The sequence below is a fragment of the Spirochaetota bacterium genome (assembly GCA_030154445.1).
Taxonomy (GTDB): Bacteria; Spirochaetota; Brevinematia; order Brevinematales; family Brevinemataceae; genus Brevinema_A.
In genome coordinates this window covers 1-3,166 of sequence record JAGUQW010000016.1, presented here as the reverse complement: position 1 = coordinate 3,166, position 3,166 = coordinate 1, and the positions used below count along the sequence as shown (strand labels likewise).

Annotated in this window: 2 rRNA genes; both read left to right on the top strand. The window is 47.8% G+C overall.

From position 1 onward, the window contains the following. Nucleotides 1–33: 33 nt before the first annotated feature. Nucleotides 34–2,899 (top strand): 23S ribosomal RNA (locus KFW21_06920). Between the two features lie 53 nt (nucleotides 2,900–2,952). Beyond that, a 5S ribosomal RNA gene (gene rrf, locus KFW21_06915) occupies nucleotides 2,953–3,060 on the top strand. Nucleotides 3,061–3,166 lie beyond the last annotated feature (106 nt).

Sequence of the window (3,166 nt, the reverse complement as noted above, 5' to 3'; positions counted from 1 at the left end):
TTATGTTTAAGAAAGGCACACTGAGGTGAGAAAAGATAAGAGAGTAAGGGTCAGATAGGGGATGTCTAGGCACTAGATAGCGATGAAGGACGTGAAAAGCTGCGAAAAGCTACGGGGAGTTGCAAAGAGGCTTTGATCCGTAGATATCCGAATGGGGGAACCCGGCGAGAGTAATGTTTCGTCACTCACGATGTGAGAGCACACCCAGCGAATTGAAACATCTTAGTAGCTGGAGGAAGAGAAATCGAATGAGATTCCCTGAGTAGCGGCGAGCGAAAGGGGAGAAGCCCAAACCTAAGAGTATACTTTTAGGGGTTGTAGGACGTTATAACGGGACTTAAGTTGGTAGTGGAATCATCTGGGAAGATGAACCGAAGAGGGTGATAGTCCTGTACACGAAATTGACGAGAGCTTAAACGTATCCTGAGTACCACGGAATCCGGGAAATTTTGTGGGAATCTGGGGTGACCACACTCCAAGGCTAAATATATCTAGTGACCGATAGTGAACAAGTACCGTGAGGGAAAGATGAAAAGAACCCCTGATAGGGGAGTGAAAAGAACCTGAAACTACTGACTTACAAGCAGTCGGAGCCATCTTAGGGTGGTGACGGCGTGCCTATTGAAGCATGAGCCCGCGAGTTATGTGTGGCAGCGAGGTTAACCAGTTCAGCTGGGAAGCCGAAGCGAAAGCGAGTCTGAATAGGGCGTATAGTTGTCATATATAGACCCGAAGCCGAGTGAGCTTACCATGAGCAGAGTGAAGCTCCAGTAACATGGAGTGGAGGCTCGAACCGGTATACGTTGAAAAGTGTTCGGAAGACTTGTGGTAAGGGGTGAAAGGCCAAACGAACTCGGCGATAGCTGGTTCTTTCCGAAATGCATTGAGGTGCAGCCTTATCTATAAGCGCATGGGGTAGAGCTACTGGAACGGCTAGGGGTACCTAGTATTACCAAACCGTACCAAACTCCGAATACGTGCGTGGTCAGGATGGGAGTGAGTCTACGGGGGATAAGCTTCGTGGACGAAAGGGAAACAACCCAGACCATCGATTAAGGTCCCTAAACTATGTTAAGTGGTAAAGGAGGTGGGGGGTCTTGGACAGCCGGTATGTTGGCTTAGAAGCAGCCATCATTTAAAGAGTGCGTAATAGCTCACCGGTCGAGATGCCCTGCGCCACAAATGAATGGGACTAAACATAGTACCGAAGTCGTGGACTCGAAAGAGTGGTAGGAAAGCGTTGTATACGCGACGAAGCAGTCTTGGAAAGGATTGTGGAGTATATACAAGTGAGAATGTGGGCATAAGTACACGAAAAGACGGGTGAAAAACCCGTCCGCCGAAAACCCAAGGTTTCCAGGGCAATGCTAGTCAACCCTGGGTTAGCCGGCCCCTAAGTCCAAGCCGAAAGGCGTAAGCGATGGGAATTCTGTTGAAATTCAGAAGCCAGTGCTAGGTTTGTTGGGATGACGTGGAGGATGGCATAGAGCGGACTGTTGGAATAGTTCGTCGAAGATGTGAGGAGTCGTTATGTAAGTTTCGTATAATCCGAGCATGGAGCGAGACCCGTTTAGGCGGGGGGAAGTCTATGGAGTTTTCTGCCAAGAAATAGTCCCGAAACAGTTAACCTAGTGGTGACCGTACTCAAACCGACACAGGTGGGTGGGGAGAATATCCTAAGGCGCACGAGATAACTCAGGCTAAGGAACTCTGCAAAATTGCTCCGTAACTTCGGGAGAAGGAGTGCCAGTGAAAGCTGGTCGCAGTAAAGAGGTTCAAGCGACTGTTTACCTAAAACACAGGACTATGCAAACACGCAAGTGGAAGTATATGGTCTGAAGCCTGCCCAGTGCTGGAAGGTTAAGAGGAGAGGTTAGCGTAAGCGAAGCTTTGAATTGAAGCCCCAGTAAACGGCGGCCGTAACTATAACGGTCCTAAGGTAGCGAAATTCCTTGTCGGGTAAGTTCCGACGCGCATGAATGGTATAACGATTTGAACGCTGTCTCGGCCTGGGGCTCGGTGAAATTGCATGGTTGGTCAAGATGCCAACTACCTGCAGCAGGACAGAAAGACCCCGTGGACCTTTACTGTAGCTTGGCATTGATGCTCGGTATAATATGTGCAGGATAGGTGGGAGACTATGAAGTTTAACGCCAGTTAAGTGGAGTCGTCCTTGAGATACCACCCTTGTTATATTGGGTTTCTAACGCATTCATTCTAAAGTTTGAAGCGGACAGTGTCTGGTGGGCAGTTTGACTGGGGCGGTCGCCTCCTAAAGAGTAACGGAGGCGCCCAAAGGTTCCCTTATCTCGGTCGGAAATCGAGATGTAAGCGTAAAGGTATAAGGGAGCTTGACAGTGAGACTGACAAGTCGAGCTGGGACGAAAGTCGGGCTTAGTGATCCGGTGGTTGCGAGTGGAAGTGCCATCGCTCAACGGATAAAAGGTACCCCGGGGATAACAGAGTAATCTTCTCCAAGAGTTCACATCGACGAGAAGGTTTGCTACCTCGATGTCGGCTCATCGCATCCTGGGGCTGTAGAAGGTCCCAAGGGTTGGTCTGTTCGCCCATTAAAGCGGTACGCGAGCTGGGTTCAGTACGTCGTGAGACAGTACGGTCCCTATCCGCTGCAGGCGTTCGGAGACTTGAAGAGATTTGTTCCTAGTACGAGAGGACCGGAATGAACGAACCGCTAGTGTATCAGTTATCGTGCCAACGGTAGAATGCTGAGTAGCTATGTTCGGAACGGATAACCGCTGAAAGCATCTAAGCGGGAAACCAGCTCTGAGATGAGGTCTCCCATTGGAGTCCAGGAAGACTACCTGGTTGATAGGGCGTAGGTGTAAGTGCAGTAATGTATTCAGCCGAGCGCTACTAATAGCTCCACAGTCTTATCTTTTCTCACCTTAGGCGTAGCCTTTTGTGTTATTATTTATTATATAAAATATAAATTCTGGTAGTCATAGATTAAGGGAAATACCTAGTTCCATACCGAACCTAGAAGTCAAGCCTTAATTCGCCGATGATACTCTTTAGGGGGGAAAGTAGGTACTACCAGATTTTTATTTTTTTTATTTATTTGATATGTGAATATTGGAATATATAAAAAAAATAAAAATTTATAACTTATATGATATGAAAAACCACCTGTATAAGGTGGTTTTTT